Source organism: Methanobrevibacter woesei, assembly GCF_003111605.1.
Taxonomy (GTDB): domain Archaea; phylum Methanobacteriota; class Methanobacteria; order Methanobacteriales; family Methanobacteriaceae; genus Methanocatella; species Methanocatella woesei.
Genome location: NZ_MZGU01000002.1, coordinates 12617 through 38218, shown reverse-complemented (window position 1 = coordinate 38218; position 25602 = coordinate 12617). Strand labels below are relative to the sequence as shown.

Annotated in this window: 25 protein-coding genes and 1 pseudogene; 16 read left to right on the top strand and 10 right to left on the bottom strand. The window is 29.2% G+C overall.

Annotated elements, in window-relative coordinates:
• The first annotated feature begins 65 nt into the window (after positions 1-65).
• From purF to MBBWO_RS00515, 4 genes and pseudogenes are all read left to right on the top strand, one after another.
• Positions 66-1487: an amidophosphoribosyltransferase gene (gene purF, locus MBBWO_RS00530; protein WP_116668939.1), complete on the top strand. Its 1422-nt coding sequence runs from the start codon at positions 66-68 to the stop codon at positions 1485-1487.
• 9 nt (positions 1488-1496) lie between these two features.
• A complete protein-coding gene (locus MBBWO_RS00525; RefSeq protein WP_116668938.1) occupies positions 1497-2738 on the top strand; it encodes a peptidase U32 family protein in 1242 nt (413 codons plus the stop codon).
• A gap of 10 nt (positions 2739-2748) precedes the next feature.
• Entirely contained in the window at positions 2749-3549 is an 801-nt protein-coding gene (gene cfbC / locus MBBWO_RS00520; RefSeq protein ID WP_116668937.1) for a Ni-sirohydrochlorin a,c-diamide reductive cyclase ATP-dependent reductase subunit, read from the top strand.
• A 120-nt stretch (positions 3550-3669) separates the two neighbouring features.
• Positions 3670-4196, top strand: a pseudogene (locus MBBWO_RS00515) (ferritin).
• A 53-nt stretch (positions 4197-4249) separates the two neighbouring features.
• Here MBBWO_RS00515 and MBBWO_RS00510 read toward each other — a convergent pair.
• Both MBBWO_RS00510 and MBBWO_RS00505 read right to left on the bottom strand, forming a co-directional pair.
• Entirely contained in the window at positions 4250-4681 is a 432-nt protein-coding gene (locus MBBWO_RS00510; RefSeq protein WP_116668936.1) for an acetolactate synthase, read from the bottom strand.
• A gap of 12 nt (positions 4682-4693) precedes the next feature.
• Entirely contained in the window at positions 4694-5995 is a 1302-nt protein-coding gene (locus MBBWO_RS00505; RefSeq protein ID WP_116668935.1) for a phenylacetate--CoA ligase family protein, read from the bottom strand.
• A 151-nt stretch (positions 5996-6146) separates the two neighbouring features.
• Here MBBWO_RS00505 and MBBWO_RS00500 point away from each other — a divergent pair, with 151 nt between their 5' ends.
• Complete coding sequence (locus MBBWO_RS00500) at positions 6147-6467, top strand: transcription factor S (RefSeq protein WP_116668934.1); 321 nt, start codon at positions 6147-6149, stop codon at positions 6465-6467.
• Positions 6468-7113: 646 nt separating this feature from the next.
• A complete protein-coding gene (locus MBBWO_RS00495; RefSeq protein WP_116668933.1) occupies positions 7114-7623 on the top strand; it encodes a nitroreductase family protein in 510 nt (169 codons plus the stop codon).
• A gap of 68 nt (positions 7624-7691) precedes the next feature.
• On the opposite strand, the gene mch is transcribed toward MBBWO_RS00495, so the two are convergent.
• The gene (mch, locus tag MBBWO_RS00490; protein WP_116668932.1) at positions 7692-8657 is read right to left on the bottom strand and encodes a methenyltetrahydromethanopterin cyclohydrolase; all 966 of its coding nucleotides are present in this window, start codon (positions 8655-8657) and stop codon (positions 7692-7694) included.
• Positions 8658-8902: 245 nt separating this feature from the next.
• Here mch and MBBWO_RS00485 point away from each other — a divergent pair, with 245 nt between their 5' ends.
• Both MBBWO_RS00485 and MBBWO_RS00480 read left to right on the top strand, forming a co-directional pair.
• Positions 8903-9262 carry a cyclophilin-like fold protein gene (locus MBBWO_RS00485; RefSeq protein WP_116668931.1) on the top strand — a complete coding sequence of 120 codons (360 nt, stop codon included), beginning with the start codon at positions 8903-8905 and terminating at the stop codon, positions 9260-9262.
• Between the two features lie 22 nt (positions 9263-9284).
• Positions 9285-9611, top strand: coding sequence for a hypothetical protein (locus MBBWO_RS00480; RefSeq protein WP_116668930.1), 327 nt, complete (start codon positions 9285-9287; stop codon positions 9609-9611).
• A 2-nt stretch (positions 9612-9613) separates the two neighbouring features.
• On the opposite strand, the gene MBBWO_RS00475 is transcribed toward MBBWO_RS00480, so the two are convergent.
• Entirely contained in the window at positions 9614-10243 is a 630-nt protein-coding gene (locus MBBWO_RS00475; protein ID WP_116668929.1) for a queuosine precursor transporter, read from the bottom strand.
• Positions 10244-10368: 125 nt separating this feature from the next.
• Here MBBWO_RS00475 and MBBWO_RS00470 point away from each other — a divergent pair, with 125 nt between their 5' ends.
• Positions 10369-10737, top strand: coding sequence for a flagellar protein, FliL (locus MBBWO_RS00470; RefSeq protein WP_116668928.1), 369 nt, complete (start codon positions 10369-10371; stop codon positions 10735-10737).
• Between the two features lie 179 nt (positions 10738-10916).
• Positions 10917-12338 (top strand): nicotinate phosphoribosyltransferase, encoded by a 1422-nt coding sequence (locus MBBWO_RS00465; protein WP_116668927.1) that lies wholly within the window; start codon positions 10917-10919, stop codon positions 12336-12338.
• Between the two features lie 10 nt (positions 12339-12348).
• Here the strand turns inward: MBBWO_RS00465 and MBBWO_RS00460 are convergent, their stop codons facing one another.
• From MBBWO_RS00460 to MBBWO_RS00450, 3 genes are read right to left on the bottom strand one after another with little or no spacing between them, the layout of a single operon-like run.
• A complete protein-coding gene (locus tag MBBWO_RS00460) occupies positions 12349-12891 on the bottom strand; it encodes a DUF2115 domain-containing protein (RefSeq protein ID WP_116668926.1) in 543 nt (180 codons plus the stop codon).
• Positions 12884-13099, bottom strand: a complete 216-nt coding sequence (locus MBBWO_RS00455; protein ID WP_116668925.1) for a hypothetical protein — start codon at positions 13097-13099, stop codon at positions 12884-12886. Before MBBWO_RS00455 ends, MBBWO_RS00460 begins: the two co-directional genes overlap by 8 nt.
• 13 nt (positions 13100-13112) lie before the next feature.
• Positions 13113-15128 (bottom strand): FUSC family protein, encoded by a 2016-nt coding sequence (locus MBBWO_RS00450; protein ID WP_116668924.1) that lies wholly within the window; start codon positions 15126-15128, stop codon positions 13113-13115.
• A gap of 97 nt (positions 15129-15225) precedes the next feature.
• On the opposite strand from MBBWO_RS00450, the gene MBBWO_RS00445 reads away from it, so the two are divergent.
• On the top strand, positions 15226-15846 hold the full coding sequence (locus tag MBBWO_RS00445; protein WP_116669099.1) for a LemA family protein: 621 nt from the start codon (positions 15226-15228) through the stop codon (positions 15844-15846).
• Positions 15847-15938: 92 nt separating this feature from the next.
• Positions 15939-17324, top strand: coding sequence for a glutamate synthase-related protein (locus MBBWO_RS00440; RefSeq protein WP_116668923.1), 1386 nt, complete (start codon positions 15939-15941; stop codon positions 17322-17324).
• A gap of 96 nt (positions 17325-17420) precedes the next feature.
• Here the strand turns inward: MBBWO_RS00440 and MBBWO_RS00435 are convergent, their stop codons facing one another.
• Complete coding sequence (locus tag MBBWO_RS00435) at positions 17421-17666, bottom strand: DUF5654 family protein (RefSeq protein WP_116668922.1); 246 nt, start codon at positions 17664-17666, stop codon at positions 17421-17423.
• Positions 17667-17888: 222 nt separating this feature from the next.
• Between MBBWO_RS00435 and MBBWO_RS00430 the strand changes: the two genes are divergently transcribed.
• Entirely contained in the window at positions 17889-19385 is a 1497-nt protein-coding gene (locus MBBWO_RS00430; RefSeq protein WP_116668921.1) for a DUF2142 domain-containing protein, read from the top strand.
• An 8-nt stretch (positions 19386-19393) separates the two neighbouring features.
• On the opposite strand, the gene MBBWO_RS00425 is transcribed toward MBBWO_RS00430, so the two are convergent.
• The gene (locus MBBWO_RS00425; RefSeq protein WP_116668920.1) at positions 19394-22744 is read right to left on the bottom strand and encodes a helicase C-terminal domain-containing protein; all 3351 of its coding nucleotides are present in this window, start codon (positions 22742-22744) and stop codon (positions 19394-19396) included.
• A 223-nt stretch (positions 22745-22967) separates the two neighbouring features.
• Between MBBWO_RS00425 and xseA the strand changes: the two genes are divergently transcribed.
• From xseA to MBBWO_RS00410, 3 genes are read left to right on the top strand one after another with little or no spacing between them, the layout of a single operon-like run.
• The gene (gene xseA / locus MBBWO_RS00420; RefSeq protein WP_116668919.1) at positions 22968-24554 is read left to right on the top strand and encodes an exodeoxyribonuclease VII large subunit; all 1587 of its coding nucleotides are present in this window, start codon (positions 22968-22970) and stop codon (positions 24552-24554) included.
• A gap of 13 nt (positions 24555-24567) precedes the next feature.
• Complete coding sequence (xseB, locus tag MBBWO_RS00415; protein ID WP_116668918.1) at positions 24568-24774, top strand: exodeoxyribonuclease VII small subunit; 207 nt, start codon at positions 24568-24570, stop codon at positions 24772-24774.
• Between the two features lie 8 nt (positions 24775-24782).
• Complete coding sequence (locus MBBWO_RS00410; protein WP_116668917.1) at positions 24783-25199, top strand: hypothetical protein; 417 nt, start codon at positions 24783-24785, stop codon at positions 25197-25199.
• Positions 25200-25237: 38 nt separating this feature from the next.
• Here MBBWO_RS00410 and MBBWO_RS00405 read toward each other — a convergent pair whose 3' ends face one another.
• On the bottom strand, positions 25238-25555 hold the full coding sequence (locus tag MBBWO_RS00405) for a hypothetical protein (protein WP_116668916.1): 318 nt from the start codon (positions 25553-25555) through the stop codon (positions 25238-25240).
• Positions 25556-25602: the final 47 nt, after the last annotated feature.

Genomic DNA, 25602 nt, shown 5'->3' with positions numbered 1-25602 from the left:
CGTTACTATTTAATAAGATAAATTTTATAATTATAACTATATTTACTAATTAAAGGAGATTGTACATGCAAGATGAATTGCAAGATAAATGTGGGGTTGTAGGGATTCATTCTGAAAATGAAAGTAAGGATGTTTCTTCTTTTATTTATTACTGCCTTTTTGCCCTTCAGCATAGAGGACAAGAGTCAGCAGGTATAGCTACTTATAATTTAGACAAAGGATTGAATTATTATTGTGGTATGGGTTTAATTTCAGACGTTTTCAAAGATTACGAGATTAATCATCTTAGTGGAAATGTAGGAATTGGCCATGTAAGATATTCTACAACTGGTCAATCTAAACTTGAAAATTCTCAGCCTTTTGTAACTGATTTTGATAATGGATTTATCGCAATGGCTCATAATGGGGATATTGTAAATTCCAGAGAGTTAAGAGATGAGCTTATAGAAGAAGGTTACTCCTTTAAATCCAATACTGATTCTGAAGTTATCTGTTACTTACTTAAAAGGGAACACCATGATAATCAAAAAGACATTTTAGAATCAATTGAAGCTGTCTGTAAACAACTTGTTGGTTCCTATGCATTAACTATCCTTATTAATGGTGAGTTATATGCTGTACGTGATCCTATGGGTATGAAACCTTTAGCTGTTGCAAAAAGAAAAGATGATTTTGTTGTAGCATCAGAAACTGTAGCTTTTGATGTAATTAATGCAAAGTACATCCGTGATATTGAACCTGGAGAAGTAGTTTACTTTGAAAACAATGAAATCAACAGCTACATGTTAGATAAGGGGGAAGAACCTTATTTAGCACACTGTATGTTTGAATATGTTTATTTTGCAAGACCTGACAGTACAATTGACGGAGTTAATGTATATCAGACCAGATTAAATATTGGTGAACAGCTCCATAAGTTATATCCTATTGATGCAGATGTTGTAATTCCTGTTCCAGATTCTTCAATTCCTGCAGCTATTGGTTATTCAAGAGCATCAGGAATTCCTTATGGTGAAGGTTTAATTAAAAACAGGTATGTTGGAAGAACATTTATTATGCCAACACAGGAAGAAAGAGAACTAGCTGTAAGACTTAAATTAAACCCTATTAAAGAAGCTATTAAAGGAAAAAGGATTATTCTCATTGATGACAGTATTGTAAGAGGTACTACATCACAGCAATTATTAGAACTTGTTAAAGAAGCAGAACCTAAAGAAATTCACTTCCTTGTAGGCTGTCCTCCTGTAATATCTCCTTGTTTCTATGGAGTAGCTATGGCAACTAAAAAAGAATTAATTGCAGCTAACTACTCTGTTGAAGAAATTAGAGAACAGTTAGATGTTGATTCTTTAGGATACATTACTTTAGAAGCTCTTGTTGATGCTATTGGAATGCCTAAGGAAGATCTATGTTTAGGTTGTATTAATGAGAAATATCCAACTGAACTTCCAGAGGATATTGAAGCTGAAACTTATTATAAACCTTAAAGATTTAATATGGTAGAATTATTAGCACCAGCTGGAAATTTTATTTCCCTTAGAGCTGTTCTTGAAAATGGGGCAGATGCTGTTTATATTGGCCTTGATGGGTACAATATGAGGGCTAATGCCAATAATTTTACTTTTAATGATTTGGATAAAGTTGCAAAGACAGCTGCTGAATACGGCGCAAAAACTTATCTTTGCACTAACACTATTTTAAGAGAAGATACAGCAGCTAAACTTAAAAGTCAGTTACCTGAAATAGCTGCAGCTGAAATTGATGGTCTTATTCTTTCTGATATTGGTTTAATTGAAGATACTGCAGGCCATGGTCTTGAACCTCACATAAGTGTTCAGGAAAATATTACTAATTCTTTTACTTTAAAAACACTTAAAAAATTAGGTGCTAAGAGAGCTATTCTTTCACGGGAGCTGTCAATTGATGAGATTAAAAGGATAACTGAAAAATCTCCAATTGAAACAGAAGTTTTTATCCATGGTGCAATGTGCATGGCTATTTCTGGAAGATGTTTCTTAAGCTATGGATTATATGGAAGAAGCGCCAACTGCGGGGACTGTCTTCAGCCATGCCGTAAGAACTGGACCTTGACCTATGAGGAAAGTGATGATGATAATGTCGTTAACTTCTCAGATATCTCAGATGAGTCCTTTGTAATATCTAAATCCTATGATGATTCCTATAGGACTAACTTTTTCTCACCAAAGGACATGATGATGATTGAGCACATTCCTGAACTGGTTGACACAGGAGTGGCCAGCTTTAAAATTGAAGGGCGTGCAAGAAGTCCTGACTATGGAGCAATGGTTACTGGTGTATATAGGCAGGCTATTGACAGGTATTTTGAAAACCCTGATGATTATAAAGTTGACCCATCATGGATTGAGAGATTAAGTGAAGTATTTAACCGTGGATTTGATACAGGATTTTATTTCAATCAGCCTTATGAAATAAGTGAAGACAATCAGTCCAAATATATTAAAAAGGATATTGGTAAAGTTGTTAACTATTACAGTAAAGTAAAGGTGGCTGAACTTAAGATATGGGATGATTTGGCTCTTGGAGATAAGATTCTTATTCAGGGCCAGACTACAGGATCAATTGAACATGTAATTGAATCTATGGAAATTGATAGAAAACCAATTGAAAAAGCTCCAAAGGGATGTAATGTTGCTGTTGCATGTGAAACTAAAGTTCGTGAAAATGATTTTGTGTATAAACTAACTGAAAGAGACTAAAAGTGATTTAATGATTAAAAAGATAGCTATTTATGGAAAAGGCGGAATTGGAAAAAGTACAACCGTAGCTAATCTATCTGCAGTCTATGCTGATTTTGAAGATTTGAACTGTCTAGTTATTGGTTGTGATCCAAAAGCTGATACAACACGTACACTTTGTGGTGGCAGAATTCCAACTGTTGTAAAAACTATAAAAGATAAAAAAGACCCTGTTGAAGAGGATTTAGTTTATAAAGGATATAAAGATATCTTATGTGTTGAAAGTGGAGGTCCTGAACCTGGAGTTGGATGTGCAGGACGTGGTGTTATAGTAGCTATGAAAAGACTTGAACATTTAGGTATCTTTGACAAGGATCTTGATGTTGTTATTTATGATGTTTTAGGGGATGTTGTATGTGGTGGATTTTCTGTTCCTCTTCGTGAAAAGTATGCAGATGAAGTTATCATTGTCTCTTCAGGGGAGTACATGTCCCTATATGCAGCAAACAACATTGTTCGTGGAATTAAAAAACTTAAAGGTAAGTTAAGTGGAATTGTCTGTAACTGTAAGGGAGTCAACAATGAAGTGGAAATTGTTGATAAGTTTGCAAAAAAGATAGGTACACATGTAATTGGTGTTATCAATAGGAGTGATTTAATTCAAGAAAGTGAATTAGATGCAAAAACCGTTGTAGAAAAATATCCTGAAAGTGAAGAAACTGAAGAATACAGGAAGCTTGCTTTAAATATATTGAACAATGACACTGTTTCTACTCCGGAACCTATGGAAGATGAAGAACTTGAGGAATTCTTTAAAGGTTTCCTAAAATAATTCCTGATTTTTCTATTATTTTTTTAAATTCATATTATAGTAACAAAAAGTTATAAAAAACACAAAGTATTTATAGTTATCAATACTTATATTTTAATTGAATAAAAACTGGTGATATAAATGGTTTCAGAAAATATGGAAAAAGCAATAAACGAACAATTAAATGCAGAAATGTATTCCGGATACTTATACTTATCAATGGCAGCTTACTTTGAAGATCAAGACTATCCAGGATTTGCACAATGGATGAGAGTACAAGCACAAGAAGAATTAGATCATGCAATGAAATTCTATGACTACTTAAACACAAGAGGAGCAAGAGTAACCTTAACAGCTATTGAAGCACCTCAAACAGAATGGGATTCCATTGAAGCTGTATTCAAACATGTATTAGAACATGAACAAATGGTAACTTCCTTAATCAACAACTTAGTTGACATTGCAATCGAAGAAAAAGACCACGCAACTAACCAATTCTTACAATGGTATGTAGAAGAACAAGTTGAAGAAGAAGAGTCAGCTATGGAAGTATTAGGAAAAATCAAAAGAGCTGGCGGAGCAGCAAACGCGGAGCAGCAAACATTTTATACATGTTAGACTCTGAATTAGGTTCCAGAGTTTACACTCCATCAACTTCTGAAGAATAAATTTATTCTTCCTTTCTTTTTTTTTAAAAAAATAAAAATAGTAAAAAAAGTATTTATAAGTTGTATACTTCCTCAGAAGATACAACAGTTATATTATTTTCTTTTAAAACAGCTGCCAAGTTGTCTAACTCATCAGTATGTAATAAAAGAATAGCTTTATCTGTTTTATTATGTGTAAATGCATAAAGATATTCTAAATCAATATCATTATCTTTAATGGTTTTTAACACATCTGAAAGTCCACCAGGATTATCATTCATTTCAATAGCTATTATATCAGTCATTTTTACAAGGAAATTAGCTTCTTCAAGAATTTCTAACCCTTTTTGAGGATTGTTAACAACAACTCTTAAGATACCAAAGTCAGAAGTATCTGCAAGGGAAAGAGCTTTAATGTTAATTCCTCCTTTAGATAAAACATCTAATGCATCATATAAACTTCCTTTTTTATTCTGTAAAAATATTGATAATTGTTTAATTTTCATAAAATATCTCCTTTAGTGTAGGTTTCTTTCATCGATAACTCTTTTTGCTTTTCCTTCAAATCTTGGAAGGCTTTTTGGTTCAACTAAGGTTACTTTAACCCTTATTCCTGTTTCATTTTCAATAGATTTAGCTATTCTGTCTTTTACATTTACCATTTCTTTTACACCGTCAAAGAAAAGGTCTTTAGATGCTTCAACTTTAACTTCGATTTCATCAAGAACATGTGGCCTTGTAACAATGATTAAGTAATGAGGTTCTACATCTCCTGCTTTTAGAAGAGCTGTTTCAATTTGTGATGGGAAAATAGCTACTCCTTTAACTTTAATCATATCATCGCTTCTTCCGGTGATTCTGCTCATTCTTGCAAGTGTTCTTCCACATTCACATGGTTCATAGGTAATTGAAGTGATATCTTTAGTTCTAAATCTAATTATTGGCATTCCTTCTCTGTAGAGGTTAGTTAATACAAGTTCTCCTTTTTCATTAGGACCTAAATTTTTCAAGGTATTAGGGTCAATAATTTCCGGATAGTAAATATCTTCAGGTATATGAAGACCATTCTGTGCTTCACACTCAATTCCCACTCCAGGACCCATTAATTCTGTTAATCCATAGATATTGTAAGCTTTAGCTCCAAATATATCCTCTACTTTTTGTCTTATCTCTTCAGTCCACATTTCAGCTCCAAAACCAATAGCTTTAACACCCAATTCTTTTGGATCAATTCCTTCTTCAATAGCTACTTCTCCAAGGTGTATTCCATAGGAAGGAGTAAATATCAAACAGGTAGTTCCAAAATCTTTCATAATTTCAATTTGTCTTCTTGTCTGTCCAGTGGAGATTGGTATGATAGTTGCTCCAATTTTATGAGAACCATAATGAACACCAAATCCTCCTGTAAAAAGACCATATCCATGAGTATTTTGGATAATATCTTCTTCTCCAAGACCCATCATTGTTAAACCACGAGCTATTGTTTCACTCCATGTATCAAGGTCTTTAGGTGTGTAACCAGAAACAACTGGCTTACCGGTAGTACCTGAAGATGAATGTACTTCTGTTATTTTCTTTCTATCAACAGCAAATAGTCCAAAAGGATAACTTTCTCTTAAATCATCTTTTGTTATAAAAGGTAATTTTTCAATATCTTTTAAAGTTTCAATATCTTCTGGAAAAACATTATTTTCAGTGTATTTTTTATTGTAATAAGGTATTTTATCAAAAGCCCTTTTTACAGTTTCTTGAAGTCTTTTAAGTTGTAATTCTTCAAGTTCATCTCTTTCCATACACTCAATCTTTTCATTCCATATCATTTTATTCCTCAAAAAATAGCTTAATATAATATTATTAACTTTCTATTTTAATAATTTTAAAAGTTGTGCTTTTTATGGAATATTCATTACTTTTTTAAGTAAGTTTAATCTAATACTATTTTTAATAAGATTTTCTAGAGGTTAATTATCTATGGAATTTTGTCCAAAATGTGGTAAAATATTACTGCCAGATAAAGATGGAAACTTAAAATGTAGCTGTGGATATGAAGATTCAATATCTGATGAAGAAGTAAAGGAACAGTACAGCTTTGAAGGTGAAACAAACCCTCAACAAGAAGTAATTGTCACAGATAAGAAAAGTACAGCTATGCCAACTAAGAAGATTACCTGTTATAAATGTGGTGGAACAGAAGGGGTCTGGTGGGTTTTACAAACAAGATCTGCTGATGAAGCACCGACCTATTTCATTAGATGTACCAACTGTGGAAACACTTGGAGACAGTCTAATTAGTTAAAGTTCAATAAAGTTTTAAATTCTTAAAATAAGTTCTCATATAAAGTTATAGCTTTTTTTTTTTTTTTTTTTTTTTTTTTTTTTTTACTGAATATTAAATTTGATTATTGATTTTTAACTTTAAAGCTAAGAGAATAACTTTTTTTGACCTTTTTATTTGTGTTAATTTTTTCAATATCAACTAAAAAAATTTTAGTTTTTTTTAAAAAAGTATGAATATTAATTAAAATTATTATATTGTATATAGTTCCTAGTTTAGATTTACTTCCTATTTTCTTAAAAAATTTTAGTTAAAATAAATACTAATGCTTCTTATTTTTAAAAAATCTCAATTATAATCTTATAAAATCGATAACTATATAAGCATAATAATCTAATTTTATAATAAGTCTTTAAATTTTCTTATTTTAATTATTATTTGTCTATAAGGAGATATTATCTTTTTATATTGAACAATTAGCTAGTTTTTAGTTTTATTTATATATGTTTATCTTTTAATTATTTTAATCTGTTAAATAAATATTCCACTAATAAAAGATTAATTGAACTTTTAGTAGGTAACTTTATATATTTTAATAACCTATTATTATATTATTAAAATTATCTGAGTCTATATAAATAACAAAAATAGGGGGAAATTTATATGAACTCTTTATTTGAAAGAGCTAGTGTTCGTGAATTTACAGAAGAAGAAGTGGAAATTCAGGACATTGAGGATATCATTAGGGCAGGTATGCAGGCACCGTCTGCCATGAATTCACAGCCTTGGGAATTTATTGTTGTTAATGATCCAGAAGATATGGAAGCTGTTTCAAAAATGTCTCCATATGCAGGACCTGCTGCAGGTGCTCAAAAATTAATCATAGTACTAGCTAACAAAAAAATCCTAGAAGAATATGGTACTTTTGATTATTTCCAACAGGATTTGGGAGCATGCACTCAAAATTGTCTTATTGAGGCTACTGATAGAAAAATAGGGTCAGTTTGGTTAGGTATGTATCCTAATGAAGAAAGAGTTAATGCACTTAGAGAATATTTTGATATTCCTGATTATATTATTCCATTTGCAGTTATTGCATTAGGATATCCTGTAGAAAAACCTGCTGCCAGGAGAAATTTCAAACCAGAAAAAATTCATTTTGCAAGATATTAATTTTAAAAAAACAAGACTATATTTAATATAGTATAAAAAAAGGTGTTAGAATAAGTGATTAACTTATTCTATAATCCGAAAGATTTCTTAAGTAAATCTACGTTTACATAACCTTCTTTATATAATTTTCCAGTTGTTAAGTCATTAATTACAACTTCTGCTGGAGCAAACATTCCTTTGTCGATTTTATAGAAATCGAATTCTGCTTCTTTAAATACATCAAAGAATGGTTTTCCATATCCATCTGCTGCAGATGATGGTAATTTTGCAGCTACTTCAGCTATGTCATCGCCTTCTTCAGATTCAACATAGTAGTAGGTTCTTCCACCAAATAATACTGCATCGTTGGTTTTACCCATAGCTTTTAATCCATCTGGGTCAATTGGTGCAATAGGAGCGATACCAGCTGCGTGTTTTACTTTTGTTACATCGAATTTAATAGCTTCTAACATTTTGTAGGTTCCGTTTTCAACTACTCTTCCAGAAATTTGGATAGATCCAACTAATGAAGAGGTAGGAGCTACAAGTAAATAGACATCTTTAGGGTCAACATTACATTCATCTGCAATGTGTTGAGCTACATCGTCAACAGGTAATACATCTGCTTCTAAAGTTAAAATAGCTATGTCTGCTTCGGTGTCTTCATATCCGATTTCTTCATAGGTTTCAGCAGGTTTTTTAGCTATTGCTCTTGCAGGACCTGATCCTAATGCAAAGAAATCTCCTACAGATACAGACCATCCAGCTTTTTGTGAACCTAATGTTGAGATAGCTGGGAAATCGGTTTTAATTTTAACTGAAGGTAATGCGAATTTTTCAGATAAATCACCAGGTATTGAGATACCTACATCTGCTAATCCACCAAGACAAACTTTTGTATAAAGTTCTCCTGCTTTAAAACTTCCTGCAACGTTTACACCACAATCGATGATTGTAGCACCGTTGGATAATTGACTAACAGCAATGTTTAAATCATCTGCTTTTTCAATCATTACATCTACAGTTTTTTTAGCTTCTAAGTTTACACTTACCATTATTTAACCTCATAATATGATAATACTTACATTTATAGTAAGTTAATTAAATTTTAGTTTAATTGTTATTTATAATTTTATAAATAACTCTCATTTTTTCAGATTCTCAGTTTTTTCACATCTTTTGAAGTAAATATAATCTTGAAATTTTTTATTTAAAGATTAAAATTTATGAACATAATAGAAAGTATAATATAGTTTCATTGATAAATATACTATTAATTAGATTTTATAGGAGGTTAATAGTGAGATTTAAAATAACTATTGATGATAACGAATTTCATGCTAATATGCTTGATTATGATTTAGTTAATCAAATAGCTGAAATGTGTCCATTTGAATCTAATTTTAAAAGTTTTCATGGACATGAATACTTTACAAAGCTTCCATCTCCAGCTGATGATGAAGGATGTCCTTTAACTGATAAATTACATGCAAATAAATTGTATTATCATAAAAAATGGAATGCATTATTTATCACCTTTGAAGATGAGGAAGTGGCTAACTACAAAATTGTCCATATCGGTGATTTTGAAGAAGATGCAAGTGAATACTTAAAAGATTGTGGTAGAAATGTTCATATAATCTGTGAAACTGCAGATTAATTACTTTTTTTAATTTTTAATTATGACTTTTGGAAGCTCTTTTTTTGAAATAGACTCAGATTTTGATGTTGAATCTGTTAGTGAAGCTATTGAAGCATGGATTGACAAATGGAAAGTTCATGTTTTAAAGATGGATGGATTAACCTGGAAATTAGTTTCACATGATGGTGATATTTGTTATGCTTTTATTTTTACTCTAAATTTTGATGATTTGGAGGCACGTATAAAATTAGAGGATTTAAGATTAAATATGATTCACTACATTGAAAGTCTAAAGGATGATACTCTTTTTTTAGATAGAGTTTCACAGGGCCTTGAAGCAATATATGCAATGCAGAAGTCATATTAAACCTATTGAGGTAATCCTTTTACTTTATTTATTATAAATCTTGTTAATGGATAAATAACAATTTCATAGGCTGTTTTAAATAATGCCTGAGCAACAATCATTATAAGAAGCGCTTCAAATGGCATTGTTCCTATAAAAGCTATTGAAATAAATATTAAAGCATCAAGTCCTTCTCCACAAAGTGTAGAGAGTATACATCTGCCGAAGAGATATTTTTCGAATTTTGCTTTTAATCTGTCCATAATATAGGAGTTTACAAGTGATCCTACAATATATGAGATAAACGATGCAATTAAAATTCTTAAACTGTTTCCAAGTACCAGTGCAAAGGCATCAGCACCGACAAAATAACTTGGAGCAGGAAGGTAAATAGCTATCTCATAAGCAATAACAGCTATTAAATTAAGGAAAAATCCTAAAAAGATTATATTTTTTACTTTTTCAAATCCGTAGATTTCAGTTAAAACATCATTTACAATATAAAGCACAGGGAAAATAATTACTGCACATGGCAATGTTATAAATGAAATCTCAAAGGTTTTAAAGGCTAAAACATTACTAATAATTAAACAACTGCAGAAAAAAGCAGTAAAAATAGAAAATGCATCTGTTTTAGTAATATTTTTAAACATTTAAATTCACCTTGAATTATTTTTATTTTTTATTTTTATTAATTCTTTCTTTTTATATACTGAAAAGGAAATATTTTTTAATAAGGTTGACTAATTATTAATAAATCAGAAAAGGAGGTTTATTTATGGATAATAATAAACTTTTAATTGCTATTATAATTATTATTGTTGTAGTAATTGGGGCAGTAAGTGCTGTTTTTTTAACTGGCGATAGTTCTGATGATTCTAATAGCACAAATATAACCAATATCACTAATAATACAACAGTTGACACATCAAGTGTTAGCAGTAGTCAAAACTCAGCAGGTGGAGATTCTTCTAATGATCCATATGTTGTAAGTGAATCTGTAGAATTCAATTATCAAAATGGTGAAGGTTATTATAGGCAAGTTGAATATTCTGATGGTAATTTCCGTCAATATGATGTAAACACTGGAGAATTAATAGGTTCTTCCTATCCATCTGACCAAAAATATTTGCCTAGTATGGAATAATAAAAATTTATTATTCTTCTTTTTTTCTATTTTCTAAATTAACTCTTATTTTTTAAACATTTTTTAATAGCTATTCCTTATTTTAACAGAAAACTTTAAATAGTTCAAAAATCTAAAATCTTATTCACACAAATTATTTTGTGTACAAATTAGTATAAACTTGGGAATATGGTGAAAAAATGTATGAAAACAATATTTGTCTTTTAACAGACAGCTACAAGGTAACTCACCATTATTTCTACCCAAAAGGTACAGAAAAGATTTATTCATACCTTGAAAGTAGAGTAGGGGCTGAGTTTAATAGAACAGTATTCTACGGACTTCAGTATATTATTAAAAAATATTTAGAAGGCTCTGTAGTCTCAGAAGAAAAAGTACTTGAAGCTAATGATTTAGTTAACAGCCATATTGGTGAAGATATTTTCAATCTTTCTGACTGGTTATACATAGCTAATGAGTTAGATGGAAAACTACCAGTTGAAATTAAAGCGGTCCCAGAAGGTATGCCAGTAAATGTTGGAAATGTGTTAATGACTGTTGAAAATACTGATAAACATTGTTTCTGGCTTCCTAATTATCTGGAATCATTACTTCTTCAAGTATGGTATCCTTCAACAATAGCTACATTAACTGCAGAGGTTAAAAAGCTATGTGAGTTCTATTTAGATGTAACTGGATCATGTAAGGATAATCTTGAATTTATGTTACATGATTTTGGTTATAGAGGAGCAACATCAAATGAATCAGCAATGCTCTGTGGTTCAGCATCTTTACTTAACTTTAAAGGTACTGATAACATACCTGCATTGACTGTGCCTGGAAAATACTATAATGATTCAAACCTTTATGGATTTTCAGTTCAGGCAACAGAACACAGTGTAATGACTGCTTTAGGACCAGAATTAGAAATAAATCAGGCATTAAATATAATTAAAAATGCTAAAGATGGAATATTGTCAATAGTTATTGACAGCTATAATTACCGTAACTTCCTGGCTGAAGCAACCACTGAAGGATGCCAGCTTAATGAAGCAATATGGAAATTTTTAGACAAAACTGAATCAAATAAAGTAGTTTTTAGACCAGATAGTGGTGAACCTGTTTCAACTACTTTAGACTGTTTAAATATCCTTGAAAGCGGTTTTGGAAGCTATAAAACAGATAAAGGATATAAAGTCTTTGATTCAAATATTGGTCTTTTATGGGGAGATGGTTTAAACTATCACAAAATAAGGGATATTTTATTTGCTATGAAATCAAATGGATGGGCAGCTGAAAACATTATCTTTGGTATGGGTGGAGGATTGCACTCAGCAGTAACTCGTGACACTCAAAGAAATGCATTTAAATGTTCTGCTCAAAAAAGAGATGGAAAATGGTTTGACATCTTTAAAAATCCATTGGACAGTAGTAAAAAATCAAAAACAGGTAGATTTAAATTAATTAAGGATGGCAATAACTTCAAAACCATTAAATATGATGAAGAGGGTGAGGATATATTGCAGACTGTCTTTAGAGATGGTGAACTCTTAGTTAATGATAAATTTGCCCAAATCCAAAAAAGAGCTCAAAACTATTCACAATATCCAGTAAACAGATAAAAAAATTAATCTAGGAGTCGATTGTTTGTTCTGCTACACAGAATTTACAAACAGCTCTTGGATTATCCTCATTATTTTTTTTAACAGGACAGTAATATATTCCATTAATATATTCCACTTGCTGATGACCTGGAAATGGAGATCCAACTGGATGGATTGGTTCATCAATAACAAATGTTGTATATAAAGAGATTATTGTGTAAACATCTCTAAATTTTTCATTTTCACCTTCTTCTTCCTGACGATTAAGTTCTTCCTGATGTATAAGTAAATCAATAGCATCACAATAACTATTTTTATCAATCACATCATCGGTATATGTGACTGTTTTTTGTCTAACTTCATTTATGCGCATTATAAATCCTTTAACATATAAATCACTGAATTCATCCTGATAAGCACCCTGAACATGATTCATATCATTTTTTATGCTTGAAGATAAGTTCATCTGATCAAAAACAGATATTGTTTTAGCTATTCTTACTAAATTTTCCATTAATGTGCTTTTATAAATTTCTTCATTATTTTTAAGCTCTATTAATGCATTATCCATTTAGTTTCCCCCTATATGCTTCATATGCAGTGAATAAATTGTAAATATAAATTAACCCAATATTTTGAGTTAAATAAGTTTTTAAAACAATAAATATTATCATAGCTATTATAAATAAAATTATGCCTTTTATTATTTCTCCTTTACAAATCTGGCCTAATCCGGGAATAAAAAAGGATATTATTGCAGATACATATGGTGATAACATCAAATCATCTCTATTAAACTAAATCTTCATTATAAATATCAAATAGTTGTTTTGATTCTCCTTTAATAATTAAATTATTTATATATTGAAGGCTATTTAAAATACTTTCAAATGAAGGTTTTAATACACTTATTTCATTTCCTATCTTATTGATTTCTGATTCCAGCTCTTTGAAGTTGTAATCTTCATTTAATATGTATTTTTCTTCAGATATTGCATAACTCATAAACATGAAAAATTCTTTAGTTAATCTATTGATTTTTGAAAAGTTGTAATCTATGGAATTTTTATCAATGTATGTATCTATACCTATAATTATATCACGAATTTCTCCTAAAGTATCATTTAATTCACTGAAGATTATAATATCTTTATCAACATTGTAATAATTTGCATTTATTTCATCAATAATTTTACTTATATCTGAGTTATTGATGATAATCTTTTTAGTTGATTTATAGGTGTCTTTTTTAAGAACTAATGTATCGTTAATAAAATCTTCTGTAATCTTTATTTTCTTAAGTATAAGATTACATAGATTATCATTATCATTTGGAAATACAAAGTAATTAACAACTAAAACTATTATAACTCCAATTAAAGTTGCAACTAAATGTTCAACAGCTGTATGTGGCACTAAATGAAGTGGCATTGATAAGCTGATTCCAAGCATAAAGAATATCATTGCTATATGTTTGTCTTCTTCAAATACAAAGAAAAGTAAAAAGGATATGGCAGCTATTATAAAGGCCAAATCTTCTATTTTGTAGTTAAATAGGATATTAATAATGAGAATTGATAAAACAGCTCCAATTGCAGTACTTACAGCTTTAAGATAAACTAATTTTTTAGTATTTATCTGATTTGGAGATAATGTAAAACCTGTAAATAATGTTGTAGGATATAACGGCTGACTATGAAGTAATATATCTGCAGTAAAACCTAAAAAACTTGCAACTGCAAATCTGATAGAATATCTTAATTTATTATTGCTAAAAGATAAATTGTTTTTAAGATTTAATCTGAAGTTATATGGCGGATGAATTTCAATCTCTTCAAGCACCTTTTTATCAGCTAAAACGAGATTTAAATCCTCAAACATTGTCTTATATTTTCTTATTGATAGATTAAAGAGTTCTAATTTTGGAGATAAATCATCAATGGAGTTTAACTTAAATTCCAAGTCCTTTTGAAACTCAGTGATATATCCTAAATTAAGCTCAAAATCATAATCATAGGCACCTAAAATAGCATTCTTTACTTTATTTAACAGTCTGTTAATCTCATTTTCAAAGGGTTTATATCTTTCAAAAGATTCAGGATTTAAAAAGTGTGAAAGGCTTTTAATATTATTTCCCGCTATAAAAAAGCTCATGGCAATAGCTATTAAACTTTTAACACGTGCTGAATCATCACTTTTAAGAATCTTTTCTCTGTTTTCAAGAAACTCATGAAATGTAATGTCTTCATCAAATAATTCAGCAAGCAGTCTTCTTTTATGAGGATCTCTTCTGCCAATTTCTGATATAAACATTGGAATAGATGCAACTATAACAATTAAAAATCCCATAACTGGAAATACTATAAGATTCATGGTTTCAATTTGTGTAGCTGCAAAAAAGAAAGTGAAAATATTGCTTAAACCAATTTTAGCAAGTGGACTTTCACTTAACTGCAAAATAACAAAAATCAAAAACCAGATTATAAAGAAAAATACTGCAACAGCTAAATTGCCAACACTTAAAGTAGCTGTTAGGAAAGTAGCTCCTGTTGACAGTGATAGGATTAAGAGAAACCTTGCCATTCTTTTTAGAGGTATTTTCTGAACAACAAACATTTCCACAATGGTTGTAACAATAATGATTAAATCCAGATAGTTGGTTAATCCTAAAAATATAGCTATTGCCAAGGTTAAAATCATTCCACAGCCCACAATAAGGATATTTTCCCATTGAGGTGAAGGTTTTCTGTGAAATACATTGATTATTCTTTTAACAATATTTATTTTCTCTAAATCAGATTCAGTCATTAACTAAAAGTTTATTTTTATAGGTTATTAAAGTTTAGAAATCATTATTAACATATTGTGTACATATTATCATTTAGAGAAAATTGGATTGGATATAATGAATTTCTTTATAAAATGTTTAATTGGATTTCTTATTTTAGTACTGGCATCATGGGTTAATAATTTCCTTCCAGGTTCATGGGTAATCATTATTGTTCTTGCAATTGTTGCATACTTTATTATACATGAATATAACCAGCTAGTTAATGATAAAAACATGGTAAAAAATGCATGGAGTAAAATTGAAGTTCAGTTAAACAGAAGAGCAGATTTAATTTATAATCTTGTAGAAACAGTTAAAGGATATGCCGGGCATGAAAATAAAACTTTAAGGGAAGTAATAGAGGCAAGATCAGGTCTTTTAAATGCAACTACAGTGCCTGAAATGGCAACTTCAAATAAACAGGTTTCAGACTCTTTAATGTCATTATTTGCTATTGTTGAAGCTTATCCTGATTTGAAAGCTAATGAAAACTTCTTGAATTTACAAAATCAGCTTGAAAATACTGAAAATCTTATTGCATCTTATAGGGAAAGTTATAATAATGCTGTTTTTACCTACAACAATAGCTGTGAACAGTTTCCAAGCAATGTAGTTGCAAAGATGTTTAATTTTAATGAAGCTGATTTCTTTGAAAGTGATGATGAATCCAGAATGGTTCCTAAAGTTCAATTTTAATTATTTTTTTTTAAATATCTCTCTTTTTTTAATTTTTTAACAAATTATATTAAATCAGTTAGTTATACTATTCAACATAAAGATGTGGTACTATGATTTATAAATGCAGCATTTGTGGATATGTCCATGATGAAGAAAAAACTGGAATTAAATTAAAGGATTTAAAACATTGTCCAGTATGTAAACAACCAATTGAAAAATTTAACGAAGAAAAAGAGGTTAAAAAAGCAGGAGAAAAATCAAATAAATCTGAAGAGTTATATTATGACCATGGTGATGCAAGAAGTGATAAAACTAAAAGACACATGGATACAATTCATCAGATAGCTGTATCTGGAGAATCTGTTGTTGCTTCAATGGCTACTACAATGCCAATGCCTAACTGGGATGATATTCTTATAATGGGATGTCAGCTAAACCCTAAACCATTGGATTATGATGCAGAAGTTAATACTGAAACAGTTATAGGTAAAAAGGCTAAAAAACCGATGGTACTGCAAAGTCCAGTTTATATTTCTCACATGTCCTTTGGAGCTTTATCAAGGGAATCTAAAATAGCTCTTGCAAAGGGAAGTGCTCTTGCTAAAACAGCTATGTGCAGTGGTGAAGGAGGTATCTTAAAAGAGGAAATGGATGCTTCATATAAGTATATTTTTGAGTATGTTCCAAATAAGTACTCTGTAACAGATGAAAACCTTCAAAATTCAGATGCTATTGATATTAAAATTGGTCAGGGTACAAAACCTGGTTTGGGAGGACAGTTGCCAGGAAATAAAGTAACTGCTGAAATTGCAGAAATTAGAGGTCGCAGTGAAGGGGAATCTATTCATGCACCTGCTTCATTTCCATGGGTAAACTCAAAGGAAGACTTAAAGGATCTTGTTGATGAGTTAAGAGAAACTTCTAAAGGAAGACCAATTGGAATTAAAATAGCTGCTGGAAGAATTGAAGATGACTTGGAGCATGTTTTATATGCAGATCCTGATTTTGTAACTTTGGATGGTCGTGGTGGTGGAACTGGTGCAAGTCCACTGCTTGTGCGTGAATCAACTTCTGTACCTACAGTATATGCACTTCACAGAGCTCGTAAATATCTTGATGAGCATGAATCAGATATTGATTTAGTGATTACTGGTGGTTTACGTGTTTCTTCTGACTTTACAAAGGCACTAGCTATGGGTGCTGATGCTATAGCTATTGCAACTGCAGCTATTATTGCAGCATCCTGTCAGCAGTATAGAATCTGTGGAACTGGAGAATGTCCTGTTGGAATAGCTACTCAAAAAGAAGAGTTAAGGGAAAGATTTAAAATCGATAAATCATCTTGGAGAGTTGCAAACTTCCTGAATCAGTCTTTAAATGAAATTAAGGAATTTGCAAGAATGACTCACCACAGTGATGTGCATGATTTTAATATAAATGATTTGGCAACATTCAATCGTGAAATATCTGATTATACCAATATAAAACATGTTTAAATTAGATTTTTAATCTAATTTTATTTTTTTTTAGAAAAAGTATGTTAAAATAAAAAATAAGGTAATAGCTTTTAATAAGCTATTATTAATTTAAATTTAGTCTTCAATATCAATTCCAACTTTACCGACAAGTCTACCAATGAATAAAGTTACTGCTACAGCGATAATTGTTACAACAATTGCATAAATGAGTAAGCTTGTGATAGCTGAACCTTTTGGTATGAATTCTTCAATTAATCCTTGAATAGCTGTGTTCCAAGCAGAACCAGCAACGAATGCGAAAGCAGTTGTCATTAAAACTGAAATTGTTCTTAACATCTCTTTATGTATTGCATCTGCCATATTAATTTATTTTATTAAAAAAAGAATAGTTTCTATAAACTATATTGTTAATTTTTAATTGTTATGATTAATATAAATTTCCTAAAAATTAGTAAAAAAGGAAGAATTTATGGGGGGAGTAAATGTTTATTTTTAATCATAAATCCTATTCTTATGGAATTTTCTATTTTTTCTTATTTAAACCTACAAATATAAGTAGTTAATAAAATATAAATAATTTATATGAAATTTAATAGTAATGTAATTACAAATAATAAATTCATTTTTATTTACTTGGTATTTATATTGCTATTTGTGTTATTTTCTTTTAACAATGAAAACTACACATATTTTAAAAATGAGCTGGTTTTAGTTTCTATTTTAACTGTTGTTTCATGTATTTTAATATATTATTCATTTAAAAAGAAATTAGATCTACATAAAATAGCTTTTTTGATAGTTCTTATTTTTGGAGTTCTGTTGATTGTTCTAGCACCACCAATGGGTTTTCCTGATGAGGGTACACACTTTACCCGTGCTGAACTGATAACAGAGGGGCAACTATATCCAGAAGCAACTGAAAAGGGTTATTATGTAAATGATTATTACTTTGCTTTAAATACTGTTTATGATGGTTTGACTTTTCTAGATGTTGATAGCTTTTACAGTTCTATTGGTGATTCTAAGGATTATTGGCCAGTAACTACACAAACTCCTTTTTATTCCTATCTCTTATCTGCCTTAGGAATTTTATTTACAAAGGTTTTAGACTTTCCAATTATTTTTGCATTATGGGTTTCTAGATTATTCAACCTTCTGTTTTATGCAGTTGTGTTCTTTTATCTTATTAAAGTAACTAATGATAATTTTAAAGTTCCTCTTTTGATGTTGGGGACAATACCACTACTTATGGCTCAAATATGTTCAGTAAGCTATGACAGCTTTATTTTAACTTTATCAATGGTTGTTATAACTTATTTGGTGAAAATGTATAATGAAGGTCTTAAAAATAGCTACTTGGCAATATTTTTCATATCATGTTTATTAATCAGCTTAATTAAGCCTCCTTACATTCTTCTTGGATTAACTATATTCATAATTCCAAGGAAAATATTAATAAAAAATAGAAAACAAGTGTATGCAATTATAGCTTCTTTAATAGTTCTATTTTTAGCAGTTATTTTATCTTATGGAGGTTTGATTAATAATATTTTCACTTCTCAAGCAGTTAATGTAGTTCAAACAACATCAAATGTTAGTCTCCAGGGTCAGTTGAATTCTGTTCTGGCAAATCCATTAATCTGTATTGATTTATTAGTATATATTGTAAAATCAGTTCCAAATTTATTTATTACAGAGTTAACTTTCTTCCATTATGGTGGTTTTAAAGGAACCAAGTTTTTAACTATACTTTATTTCCTTTTCTTCTTTGCAGTTTCAATATTCTATTGCAATAAGGTTAATTTAAGTAAAATAAAAAGAATTTTCTTAGCTATAATCTTTTTAGTAGTCTATGTTGGATTTTATGCAATTCAATATCTTCAATGGACACCAGTGGGATTAAATGTAGTTCTTGGAGTTCAAGCAAGATATTTTTTACCTATAATTCTTTTAATACCTCTTATAGTTAATTTAAAAGAGAATAAATTAAAAATAAAGGATCTTGATTCTTGGATTATAACTTTGATTATTGTCTTTTTATCAGGTCTTCTAATTCTTACAATATCTCATTATTATTAGTTTAGCTATTAATTTTGAATTGCATCAATGAAATAGTCTGGTATAAGCCTTCTATTTTTGTAAATGAAGTTTGTTAATCTTGAATCAACAATATAAGTTACACATGAATCATCTTCAGCACGCATTCCTCTTCCATATGTTTGAAGTAGATAAATTGCAGTTTTATAGATGTACCAATTCATATCCATATCTTTTCGTTTCTCTATCTGCTTATCTGTGATATTAGGATATGGTATTTTATATATAATTTGGAAACGGCAATTATCATATGGCAAGTCAACTCCTTCATTCATTGAGGGGCTTATTAAGACTTTTGGACTTGCAGTTTCTTCAAATTCCTTAATTATTTTTTCTCTATTCTTACTATCATGTATAATTAATCTGTTATTGATAACATGATTTTTAATATATTTTCCACAATTATAACTAATTGAATGAATCAGGCCTTTATCTTTGGAATGTTTATCTAAAATTTCTTTAATCATTGGGATTGTAGAGGGTGCATTTTCTCTTAATTTCCTATAATTCATATCTACGCTATTTTTTGTATAAATCGGATGTCTTTTTATATTAAATGGACTTTTTCTTCTGACTGTATAGATTTCATGTTCTTTAATACCTAGCCACTTAGAAAACTGTTTTGGATCAAGGATGGTTGCACTCATAAATAAGCATACATTACCATATCTAAATAAAAAGTCCTTTGCATATTTATCTACTTTAATAGGTTTAAATGAAAGTTTTAGATTTCTGTTATCATAGTTCATAACCCATTCATTAGGATATCTATTAATTTGGGTGATAAAAAATTCAATTTCTTTAATATTGTCTTTCAAAGTAAAAATTTTGCTTTGTATAGCGGATAAATCTTTTTTACTATTTTTAACAAGTTTTGATAGGGATTCATATTCCTCATTATATTTGCTAAGTATTCTCTCAGCGAATTTTATCCAATGGTTTTGTCCTTTTTTCTTTAAAGTATCAATAACTTTTTTTGATAGATTTATTTGAAGGTTTTCTTTAAGCTCTTCTCTTTCAAACTCTAAAGTTAAAAAATCCATTAGGATATCTTCAACATTATGAGCTTCATCTAAAACTAACAAATCCCTTTTTAAAAAGTCATTCACATTATTAAGCTCAACTAAAGCATAAGCATAGTTAGTTATTATGTGAGGACAGTTTAAGCCATCAATTTTTTGCTGATAATAATTACAATGTGTACTGCTTTTCCAATATAAGTATTTATAAGCTTGTTTTGTTCCATCAGATTTTCTTTTTGTTATTCCATATGGGCAGTTATAATCATCAATTTGACATTTTCCTTCTTTGCAAGTACTCTTGATGACTTTACAGTCAAAGTTCTGACGGCCTTTAACCTCTTTAAATCCATGCCCTTCAAAATCTTTTAAATATTGCTTTTGAAGCTGTTTAGTGCTTGTTAAAATATATGAATTTCCTTGCAGCATAGCTAATGTTGCTGCAATTACTGATTTTCCAGTTCCAGTTCCAGCTTCTAGTATAATATATTTATAACCTTTATTGATTGCATGTTGGATTTCAGATATTGTTTCTAGTTGGCCACTTCTAGGCTTATCAAATGGGAATGTTTCTTTCACTTCCTCATATACTTTGATCCAGTTGCTGTATTTCCATTTACTAAAAGCATACTTTTCACTACTTGATTTGGTTGATTTTTTCTGGTTTTTATCATAAGAATCAGCAATTGAATTTTGTACTGATTCAATAGATGCACTCTCATTTTCAAAGGAATCTTTATTTTTCCAGTATTGGTATACTTTTAATGCATCACTTTTCCAGCTATCATCTTCAAAGTCTTCTTCTGTTATTTGATATTCATCTGCTACTGGAATTTCTTCTATTTTGCCTTCAAGAAGATTTTGAATATATTCTTCATTAATAAGGTCTGTTTTAACTAGTTTAAATTTTAAATTATTGTCTTTTTCTATTGATTCTTGTTTATAGTTATAATTAGCTTCTGAATATTTATTAAAAAGATCTATTCCTATCCTTAATTTCTTTTCTGAAAATTTCAAGAAAGTTTTTGCATTTTTTAAGTTATATTCAGATATATCAATTAAATTGGAAATGGTTTCCTTATCTTTTTCTTTTAAGTTGTAAAAATCAAATGGAGATGGCAATTTGTTTTGGATTGTTGTAATATTTTTATTAAATTCCTTAATATAGTTGGAATATTTCTTCAATCGTGGTTTTTCTGATGGATGATTTTCATTGAGTAGTTTAAGATTATTATCAATTTCTGATTTCACATTTCTAAAAAGATGTGCTGTTATTAGGTTATTGCACCTATTATTAATATCTAAAATAGTATTTAAAATATTTTCATATATTTTATCAAAGTATATGGCATTAACATTAGTTAAATCAATTTCCTTTATATAATCTGCATAGGAAATAATTAACAGATTAATATTTTGATTATTGAATATGTGATCTCGAATTTTCTGGTTCTCATTTAAATTAAAGGATGTTTTAAATGTCTTATTGTAATCCTCTAAGTATTCTTTAAACTTCTTTTTTGAAGAATCCGATTTAGCTGAATAAAAAGTAGCTATCTTTAAATTAGAGTTCTCTTTAAAATAGTTATAGTAATGATGTATTTGGTTTAGGCTTGTAATTAGAATACCCTTAAAATCTGTTTCTTTACGTATAATGTAATTTGAAACTATTGAAACTCTTTTTTTAGAATCTGTAGGGACATTAAAGTATTTGATTTTAAATGGAGTTTGATATCCATCATTTAATGCATCTTTTAGGTTATAAGAATATAATTCATTTGAAAAAATCTTTTTAGATGTTTTATCATAAATTGAAGTATTCATGTAAATTGGGGAGTTAGTAAATCCATAAAATAATGAATTATTAAATAAACTTTTAAAAAGTTCATGCTTATTATTGGTGCAAGCCCATCTACACTCATCATAAATAAAAATACATTTTTCCCTGTTAAACTTCTTACGACTTTTTTTAAGTGCATTAAAAAGAATTCCGTTTGTTGTACAGATTAAGTTTTTATTATTAAAATTTTTTATTAATGAACTTCCCTTTCTAAAACTAATTGCTGATGGTAACTTTCTTAAAATGTCAGGGCTTGTTAAATAAACAACTTTATGGTGTTTATTCTCTAACAGTTGAGCTAATCTAAAGGATGTTGTAGAATTTCCACATCCTTTGGCAATACAAATATATCCGTTCTGTCTGGATTTTATTTTACTGAAAACAGCTTTTATTGCTTTTATTTGATGGTCTCTAAGCTCGATTACCTTTCCTGATATTCCATCTTTAAATGGCTTATGATAGTCTATTTTAATAGTATACATTCCCCTATAGAATTCTAATTTATACTTTATGGTATGTTAATAATAAAATTAATGCATTTAACTTCTATTTTAATAACATTTAATTATCTTCTTAATTATAGAACACTTTTGTAAAGAGTTATTTTTCTACACACTTAATTAACATAATTAAATAACAATAATTAAATTACATTAATTATAAAAGATTAATCTAGTTAAATTTAATATTTAACCAGGTGTTTTAATGCAAGAAGAGGAAAAAATTTACTCAATCAGTCTTTTAAATAATTTAATCAATAGAAAAATCACCTCTCATGATGAATTTAGACATGTCAAAATTCAGGGTGAAATAACTAATTTAAACAGACGTTATGCTTCAGGACACCTCTATTTTTCACTAAAGGATAAAAGATCAGAAATTTCCTGTGTAATGTTTAAACATGCCAGAAGAAATCTTAAATTCAAGCCTGAAAATGGAATGGATGTTATAATCGAAGGTGATGTTTCATTTTATAAGCCTCGTGGAAATCTACAGATAACTGTTAAGAATATGGAAGAGGCAGGTTTGGGGGAACTATATGTTGCCTATGAGGAACTTAAAGAGAAATTACTAAAAGAAGGTTTGTTTGATTTAAAAAAACCACTTCCCAAATTTCCTAAAAAGATTGGTGTATTAACATCAGCCAGCGGTAAAGCTATTAAAGATATTGTAGGTAATATTGAAAAAAGATGGCCTGCAGAGATTTTAATTTGGAATACAACTGTACAGGGTGCAAACTCAACTGTTAGTATAACTCAAAATCTTGCACTAGCTAATGAATCTGATGTTGATTTGATAATTTTAGGTCGTGGTGGTGGAAGTGCACAGGATTTATGGGATTTCAATAAAGAAGAAGTTGTAAGAGCAGTAGCTAATTCTAAAAAACCAATCATTACAGCTATTGGACATTCAACTGATAAAACTTTATCAGATTTGGCTTCAGATAAAGTTGCAGCTACACCAACAAAAGCTGCTGAAATTGCAGTTCCAAATAAAATGGAGATACATGAAAAATTAAGAAACTTTGAGATAAGATTAAATGATTTGATGAATTCCAAATTAGATAATCTAACTCACAGATATAATAATTCCAGGAATAATAACTATCTGAAAAATCCTTTATTGAAATATAAAAGCAAGCATGAAACTCTAAATTTATTAAAGTCAAATGCTGATAAATCAATAAATCAGCTAATTACCTCCAATCAGATGCTCTTAGATGGATTTAGAAGTTCATATTTACTTAATAATCCAGATTATATTTTAGATAAAAAAGTTACTAAACTGTCTTTATTTAAGGATAACTTGTCTAAAAACATTAAAAATCTATTAGTTAGCTGTGAAAACAAACTTAATTTACAGAATAAATCTTTAAAATCAGTAAATTTAATGGAATCTTTTGAAATTAAAAGGAATAATCTGGATTTAGTTAGAAATAATCTTGATAATATAATGGATAATAAATTAAGTTCATCAGTAAATAATCTGATGATTTTTAAAAATAATCATGTTCTCACCAATTCCTGTCAGCTATTGGATGGAAAATATGAGCAGGTTAATGAAATAAATAAAAGTTTACAAAATAATATTAACAGAACAATAGAAAACTATGAAAATAAATTAGCTATTCTTGAAGAAAAGTTAGCTGTTTTAAATCCTGAAAAATTAGTTGAAAAAGGATATGTTGTAAAAGATCCTGAAGTGATGAGAAAATCTAAAATTAAAAGTATAATTATTCTTATATTTTTAGTAATTGTAATAATATTGATGATTTTACTTATATTGAAATAAATAAGGTGTAATTATGGATAAAAGCTTTGAAGAAAAATTAGATGAACTTGAAAGTCTTGTTAAACAATTGGAATCAGAAAATGTACCACTAAAAGAAGCTGTTGAATTATACACTCAGGCAAATAAACTTCTTAAAGAATGTGGGGATGAATTAAACGATACTAAAGAATTAATTCAAAAAATAAGTGAAGATGGAGCTTTAGAAGAATTTAACGGTTAAGTGAGATAATGAATAACAAATTATTAGGTATAATTATTGCTGTAATTGTTATAGTATGTGTTGGATTTATCTTAGCCGGTTATTTATCAGATTCTAGTGAAACTAAGATAATAAACGCTACAAACAATACAACCAATATTACAAATAATACAACAGTTGCAGTTGAAAAAGTTACAGAAGAAAAGAGTACAAATTCAAATCAAGGCCCTAATGGAGAATTTGGATATTGTGCTGTTTGTGGAGCTCCATTAACAGAAGCTGAAGCTAATGATGAATATACACAAGGTAAAGTTTGTCATAGCTGTGCAACAAACCCTTATTTCCAAACTGAAGAGGGTGCACAATATGCAAATCAAAAATTAGAAGAAGCTTATCCCGACAGATATAATGGAATAAGCGATGAATATATGGAAGAAAATTACTAGTTTTAAAGGAAATCTTTAAACTAGCTATTTTTTTATTTTTAAAAATCTTCCTGAATCTTAATAATTTCAGCATAGGTGTTTAAGAACTCTTCAACATCTTCTGAAAGTTCTTCCATTTTAGTTAAACAAGTTATATCTCCATCAGGAATCTTGGAACCTTCACCTAACTCAAGAGCTTTCAAATCATCTAAAGTAACATCGCCACCATAAATTTCAGCTATTGAGTCGTTAGTGATGTTATCGTCATCTTTAACCCATTCACTATTTTCAAAGAAATACAAAACAGGGTTAGCTGCAAAGTCAACTGCAAAAATAGCATTAACATCTTCTTTTGAAACTTTATAAATTGAAACCATAATATAAACTCCTATTAAATAGTATTTAGCTATTGATTATTAAACTA

Bases quoted from the DNA above. Each gene is read 5' to 3' on its own strand.
- MBBWO_RS00525 (WP_116668938.1), top strand. From the start codon at position 1,497: ATGGTAGAATTATTAGCACCAGCTGGAAATTTTATTTCCCTTAGAGCT.
- MBBWO_RS00410 (WP_116668917.1), top strand. From the start codon at position 24,783: ATGAATAACAAATTATTAGGTATAATTATTGCTGTAATTGTTATAGTA.
- MBBWO_RS00450 (WP_116668924.1), bottom strand. From the start codon at position 15,128: ATGACTGAATCTGATTTAGAGAAAATAAATATTGTTAAAAGAATAATC.
- MBBWO_RS00445 (WP_116669099.1), top strand. From the start codon at position 15,226: ATGAATTTCTTTATAAAATGTTTAATTGGATTTCTTATTTTAGTACTG.
- mch (WP_116668932.1), bottom strand. From the start codon at position 8,657: ATGGTAAGTGTAAACTTAGAAGCTAAAAAAACTGTAGATGTAATGATT.
- MBBWO_RS00425 (WP_116668920.1), bottom strand. From the start codon at position 22,744: ATGTATACTATTAAAATAGACTATCATAAGCCATTTAAAGATGGAATA.
- MBBWO_RS00510 (WP_116668936.1), bottom strand. From the start codon at position 4,681: ATGAAAATTAAACAATTATCAATATTTTTACAGAATAAAAAAGGAAGT.
- MBBWO_RS00440 (WP_116668923.1), top strand. From the start codon at position 15,939: ATGATTTATAAATGCAGCATTTGTGGATATGTCCATGATGAAGAAAAA.
- MBBWO_RS00465 (WP_116668927.1), top strand. From the start codon at position 10,917: ATGTATGAAAACAATATTTGTCTTTTAACAGACAGCTACAAGGTAACT.
- MBBWO_RS00455 (WP_116668925.1), bottom strand. From the start codon at position 13,099: ATGTTATCACCATATGTATCTGCAATAATATCCTTTTTTATTCCCGGA.
- MBBWO_RS00475 (WP_116668929.1), bottom strand. From the start codon at position 10,243: ATGTTTAAAAATATTACTAAAACAGATGCATTTTCTATTTTTACTGCT.
- MBBWO_RS00495 (WP_116668933.1), top strand. From the start codon at position 7,114: ATGAACTCTTTATTTGAAAGAGCTAGTGTTCGTGAATTTACAGAAGAA.
- cfbC (WP_116668937.1), top strand. From the start codon at position 2,749: ATGATTAAAAAGATAGCTATTTATGGAAAAGGCGGAATTGGAAAAAGT.
- MBBWO_RS00460 (WP_116668926.1), bottom strand. From the start codon at position 12,891: ATGGATAATGCATTAATAGAGCTTAAAAATAATGAAGAAATTTATAAA.
- MBBWO_RS00470 (WP_116668928.1), top strand. From the start codon at position 10,369: ATGGATAATAATAAACTTTTAATTGCTATTATAATTATTATTGTTGTA.
- MBBWO_RS00435 (WP_116668922.1), bottom strand. From the start codon at position 17,666: ATGGCAGATGCAATACATAAAGAGATGTTAAGAACAATTTCAGTTTTA.
- xseB (WP_116668918.1), top strand. From the start codon at position 24,568: ATGGATAAAAGCTTTGAAGAAAAATTAGATGAACTTGAAAGTCTTGTT.
- purF (WP_116668939.1), top strand. From the start codon at position 66: ATGCAAGATGAATTGCAAGATAAATGTGGGGTTGTAGGGATTCATTCT.
- MBBWO_RS00405 (WP_116668916.1), bottom strand. From the start codon at position 25,555: ATGGTTTCAATTTATAAAGTTTCAAAAGAAGATGTTAATGCTATTTTT.
- MBBWO_RS00430 (WP_116668921.1), top strand. From the start codon at position 17,889: ATGAAATTTAATAGTAATGTAATTACAAATAATAAATTCATTTTTATT.
- MBBWO_RS00480 (WP_116668930.1), top strand. From the start codon at position 9,285: ATGACTTTTGGAAGCTCTTTTTTTGAAATAGACTCAGATTTTGATGTT.
- MBBWO_RS00500 (WP_116668934.1), top strand. From the start codon at position 6,147: ATGGAATTTTGTCCAAAATGTGGTAAAATATTACTGCCAGATAAAGAT.
- MBBWO_RS00505 (WP_116668935.1), bottom strand. From the start codon at position 5,995: ATGATATGGAATGAAAAGATTGAGTGTATGGAAAGAGATGAACTTGAA.
- xseA (WP_116668919.1), top strand. From the start codon at position 22,968: ATGCAAGAAGAGGAAAAAATTTACTCAATCAGTCTTTTAAATAATTTA.